The sequence below is a fragment of the Protofrankia sp. CiP1_Cm_nod4 genome (assembly GCF_982290645.1).
On sequence record NZ_CEVIVC010000102.1, the window covers coordinates 12,870 to 18,204 of the forward strand.

At 70.5% G+C, this 5,335-nt stretch carries 5 protein-coding genes; 3 read left to right on the forward strand and 2 right to left on the reverse strand.

Annotated features, from left to right (window positions below; all coding sequences use genetic code 11):
• On the reverse strand, positions 1 to 568 hold a 568-nt coding region (locus AC5LSR_RS17515; protein WP_493468689.1), incomplete at its 3' end, for a MarR family transcriptional regulator.
• Between the two features lie 72 nt (positions 569 to 640).
• Between AC5LSR_RS17515 and AC5LSR_RS17520 the strand changes: the two genes are divergently transcribed.
• Positions 641 to 1,240, forward strand: coding sequence for a hypothetical protein (locus tag AC5LSR_RS17520; RefSeq protein WP_250282929.1), 600 nt, complete (start codon positions 641 to 643; stop codon positions 1,238 to 1,240).
• 74 nt (positions 1,241 to 1,314) lie between these two features.
• Here AC5LSR_RS17520 and AC5LSR_RS17525 read toward each other — a convergent pair whose 3' ends face one another.
• Entirely contained in the window at positions 1,315 to 2,139 is an 825-nt protein-coding gene (locus tag AC5LSR_RS17525; protein ID WP_445548291.1) for a TrmH family RNA methyltransferase, read from the reverse strand.
• A gap of 153 nt (positions 2,140 to 2,292) precedes the next feature.
• Between AC5LSR_RS17525 and AC5LSR_RS17530 the strand changes: the two genes are divergently transcribed.
• On the forward strand, positions 2,293 to 2,853 hold the full coding sequence (locus AC5LSR_RS17530) for a methyltransferase domain-containing protein (protein ID WP_250282925.1): 561 nt from the start codon (positions 2,293 to 2,295) through the stop codon (positions 2,851 to 2,853).
• Between the two features lie 1,033 nt (positions 2,854 to 3,886).
• Positions 3,887 to 4,021 carry a hypothetical protein gene (locus AC5LSR_RS17535; RefSeq protein WP_445548290.1) on the forward strand — a complete coding sequence of 45 codons (135 nt, stop codon included), beginning with the start codon at positions 3,887 to 3,889 and terminating at the stop codon, positions 4,019 to 4,021.
• Positions 4,022 to 5,335: the final 1,314 nt, after the last annotated feature.

Consider the following 5,335-nt stretch of genomic DNA (forward strand, 5'->3'; position numbering starts at 1 on the left):
CCGGCTCGGCCGGCTCGGCCGGCTCGGCCGGCTCGGCCGGCTCGGCCGGCTCGGCCGGCTCGGCCACATCGGCCGGCTCGGCCGGGGCGGATGTGTCATCCGGCCGCGCCGGGACAGACCTGGGGTAGGCGTCGTGCTGCGGCAGCAGGCGGTTGATGATGCGACCGTTCGGGCCTGGCGCACGGTGCAGACGGCCCTTGTCCGACAGGCGCCGACAGATCTGGTTCACAGTCTGGCGGCGCACCTGGAGCACTTCCGCCAGCTGTCCGTCATCCAGGCCGGCCGGGACCTTTGCCAGCCGCTCAAGAATGCGGTCCGCAACAGTAGACACGAACATGAACGCTATACGCCATCGACGGTGGGGTTGCAAACAGGGTGGGTTCGCTTCATCGTCCGTCGTCCAACCGTAGTGTGTCCGGCGCTCCTCGCAGAAGACGACGCTGAACCGGTGACGACGCGGCCGACGGGACTCCACCGGCCAGCGGTGAGCATTGGCCGCGGGACGGCCGGTGGGCGTTAGCACCAGGCCGTCAGGGGAATGGTCTTGACGGACAAGACCGGCCGCCATGGCCCGTCCTTTGCGATCGGGGATCGGCCGGCGATGCCCCGAGAGCTCTGGTTCGATCAGGAGGATACAGCGATGACGCAGCCGATCCCGGACGGCGGCAACGACGTCGACAGCGGCCACTTCAACAGCGGCTATCCCGACGGCGGCTATCCCGGCAGTGGCTACATCAACACGTACGGAAGCCCACTCGAACAGTCCGAAAGCCTCGACAGCGACGGCCTGGGCTCGACCGACCGCGGTTTCGACCCGCTCGACGACGGCTGGGATCCGCCGGACCGCTTCGGCCCGGGTGAACGCTTCGGCACCACCGCTCAGGAACAACGTGCCGGCGAGTCACTGGACTCGCTGCTCGCCCAGGAGCAGCCCGAGCCGGATCCGTACGACGAGGCGGCGCGACTGGAGTCCGGTGAGGTCCTGGAGTTCGACGTGTACTCCTCGGCCGACGGCCGCTTCTCGGCCGAGGACGCCGTCGAGCGGCCGGCCGCCCTCGACGGCGACGGGGAGCCGGACGACGTGCCGGCCCTGCTCGCCGACGACGAGGGCGTACGGACGGCGACAACAGCCGAACTCGTCGGACACGGGCCGGTCGGCGGCCGCGCCCGCGGCCGCGACAGGGCCAGGCCGACAGGCGCGCCGGAGGAGGAGGCCATCCACATCCGCAGCACAGAATGATCAAAAAGTAGTCGAAGAGCGGCCCCGGAACGATCCGCGGCGCGCAGTGGCCGGGCCGGCACGTGGGCAAATGATCATCGCGGTGTCCGCGCGTCCAGCGACCGGGCGTTCCCGGCACCCAGCACGTAGCAGGCGATCGCCGCGGTGGCGGCGACGTTGAGGGAGTCCACACCGTGCGCCATCGGAATCCGCACCCGGACGGTGGCCGCCTCCAGGGCGTCCCGGGTCAGCCCGGGGCCCTCCGAGCCGAGCAGCACGGCCAGCCGGTCACCCGGACCCGCCTCAAGCCCGTCCAGCGGCACGGCGGTGGCGGACGGCGTGAGCGCGACCAGCGTGAAGCCAACGTCCACCAGCAGGGACAACGCCGCCGGCCACGGGTCGAGACGGGCGTACGGGACGGCGAACACCTCCCCCATCGACACCCGCACCGCCCGCCGGTACAGCGGGTCGGCGCACGACGGGCTGAGCAGGACGGCGTCCATCCCGAGCCCGGCCGCCGAGCGGAAGATCGCGCCCAGGTTGGTGTGGCTGACGATGTCCTCGCAGACCAGCACCCGCCGCGCCGTGGCCAGCACGTCCGCCGCCGGGGCCGGCGGGCGGCGGCACATCGACGCGAGCGCCCCGCGGTGCACCTGGAACCCGGTGATCGTGGCGAGCACGTCCGGGCCGGCGAGGTAGACCGGCACATCCGGCTCCAGATCGGTTGGGACGGTCGCGACCTTCGCCGGCCCCACCAGCAACGATCGCGGACGGTAACCAGCCCGCCGGGCCCGTTCGATGACCATCTCACCCTCGGCGATGAACAGGCCCTCGGCCGGTTCCCGCCGCCGCCGCAGGGCCACGTCGGTCAGCCCCACGTAGTCGCGGACCCGCTCGTCCGCCGGATCGTCGATCTCTATGACGTCCAACCCGCTCCCATCCCCCGGCCTCGGCTCCCGCGGCTACGCCCCCTGGCTGGCCGAACCGGTCAACCCGCACCTGCTCTACACACCCACCATCACCATCTGAGCATCGTCACCGTCAGTCCACGGTCATCCCCGTCAGGAGCCCGCGTGAGCACACCGGACACGGCCACCGGCCCGATAGCCGCCCGCCTCGCCGACGACGCCGCGACGCTGCGCGCCACCGGCGCGATCCGCACCGACCGGGTCCAAGCCGCGTTCGCCACCGTGCGCCGGGACCGCTGCCTGACCCACTTCCGCCTCGGTGACCAGCACATCCCCGTCCCACAGGACAGCATCCCCACAGCGGATGTGCTCGACATCGTCTACAGCGGCCAGCCGCTGCTCACCCGCACCGGCGCCGTACCGTCGTCCTCCTCCACACCAACGATCATGGCCAGGACGCTCGAAGCACTCGACCTGCGCCCCGGCCACCGGGTCCTGGAGATCGGCGCCGGCACCGGCTACAACGCCGCCCTCATCGCGCACCTCAGCCACGCACCCGTGGTCACCATCGAAACCCATCCCCCCACCGCCGCCGAAGCCACCGCATCGATCCACCGATCATTACAACGGGCTGGTAGCACGGGGGGCGCCTGTGCTGCATCCGGAGGTCACCTCGGTCAGCCCGCCGGAGGCGCCGAAGACGGTGATGGTGTTCGACTGCGCTGACAGCTCGAACTGGCTGCGATAGCGCACGGCGGGGCCGTCGTTCACCGACGAACCCGGCGGTCGACGGGCGATCACCTCCGAAGTTCGCCTGCACGAGGACGGGTCGTGGAAGGTCACCCGGTTCGCCGTCGAGGGACTCGGGTCATGCTGAAGCGCGTCGTCCCTGTCGCCGTCTGCCTGCTGGGCGTCCTCGCGGTCGGCCCGCCTACGCCGACATCTTCACCTCCGCGGACTGCGACCAGAACCCCTACCCGGGATGTGAACTTGCAGCCGGGCAGAACGGCAGCCCCCAGCTCCCACCGGACGGGGATGCTCGCCCGGCGCCGCGTGGCGGCGGGTCGCAGGGCGGCACGGCCAGCGGCGGGGCGGTGCGTCCGCCTGGTGATGTGTCGCTCGACCCGTCGGAACTCGCAACGTGCTCCTACACCCGCAGCGACTTCCAGCCCGAAGGAGACCCGATCCGGCCAGTTGCGTTCCGCTCCATCCCGCGCGACGGCGGACCGCACGTAGTGGCTGCGGTTCACCGGCCGGGGTCGCTGCGCGTACTGCCTGCCGCGACCGCCCCGGACAGGCAGTCTGGGGCCTGGTACGTCTACCAGTGCCAGAACGACGGGTGGCGCGACGCGCTCTACCGGCCCCCGGTCTGGATACCGGACGGACAGGCCGGTCCGGCGGCTGCCGCCCCCGACCCGGCGGCCCTCGCCGAACAGGCCCGCAACCAGCTCCGCCTCCAAGGCCCGACGATCGCACTCAGCCCGACCGGCCGGCAGCTCATTCGTCTCCCAACCTGGATGTGGCTCGACCCCAGCAGCTGGCATCCCGTCTCCGCCACGGCTGCCGCCGGAGGCGTGTCGGTGACCGCCGTCGCCACCCCCGCCGAGGTCGTCTGGGCGATGGGTGACGGCGCCCAGGTCCGCTGCACCGGCCCCGGTACCCCCCCTACCGGCCCGACATCGACCCGAAAGCGTCCTCACCGGACTGCGGCCACACCTACCAGACCGTCTCCGACGACCAGCCCGGCGGCGTGTTCCCCATGACCACCACCGTCACCTGGAATGTCACCTGGACCGGCGCCGGCCAGACCGGCGTGTTCAACGGCCTCACCACCGTCTCCACCACCCAGGTCACCGTCATCTCCATCTCCGCACTGAGCACCGGCGGGGGCTGACCACAAGACCGCCCACGCAAGGCTCCCTCGGGTCGTCCGGCCCCGCCCAGGGGTGCGACCCCCGCCTTTCCGCGCTGCAACCTCGTCCGATGGAAGGATTGGGCTACCACCGACACCCTGGGTCTTGTGTGATCTACGTCACATATCATTGCCTGTTTTACGGGAAAATGACCGAAAAGTCTGTTCCTTTACGGGCCGCCCGTCCGTTTACCTACCGGACCGCCCATCCACCTACCTGTCTATCGGGTAGGTCCGAGGTGACACATCGATGCAGGTCGGCCGGCATCTGACACCCACCCAAGCGAGCCAGGAATCATGCCGCAATTGGCATCGTATCTAACCGTGGGAGCTGGCGGAAGCGGTCGACGGAACGCGCCCTGTTGGCGGTATCGGATAGTCCGGTTAGCTTTTATTTGCCGCATTTCCGCCGCCGGTTCTGTGAGGTGCCGTAGTCGATCTGTCCCGCGTCCGCCCGTCCCGCGTCCGCCGTCCTGCACCCGCCGACTCGTGCGACGATCCACCGCAAACAGGGGACGGGCCACCGCAGGCCGACACGGAGGACACCGGCGGGAACGGCGCCACAGTGGGGCCGGACACCGACGGACCGACGGCCCACCCTCCGGCCGGAGTGCAGAACGCCCACAATGCCGAATCGGACGTCGATGCGGTGGCGCGCTGGCTGGCCGAGACACTTGCCGAGGCCCCACCCGTCCCGCCAGCGGTCGCCACCCTCATCGCGGGCGTGCTCGCCCGGCGCCCGCCCGCCGCCTAACCTCCCAAGCAGGACCACCGTCGTCTACGCGCCCAGCACACCGACATGTGCGCCCACCGTTGCTCACGGCCTTTCTGGCACGCGAACACCACTTGCCATGTGTATCCAAGGGGTGGTATCGATCGTCCTGGCGTAGGCTCAGGCGTCTCACCAGCATCTTTAGGTAGTCGGGCCGCTTCTTGGTCCGCACCCGCGTTGCGCACTCCGCACGGCTCGGGCGCGGTACGCCGACCACCGCGCCGCCAGACCCTCGTTGATGACGCCGTCCCCGAAACAGCCCCGAAGAAGCCGGATGCGGTCCGGCACGATCACGCAACCTGCTGGTCAGCATCCCCGGCGGATCGGAGAGGACGGCACCCTCTCGAAGCGGCGGCGCGTACTGCCGAGCTGCTCGCCTTTTACGATCAAGGCTGAGAGGCCGACAGCCGCGCCGCGCGCGTGTCGCGGCCAGTCCGGACCCGCACATGGCCCGCGGCTTGTCTCGCAACGTTCAGCTGAGTGCGGCTGTGGGGCGATGTCCACCGCATGCCCTGGTCCGGGGC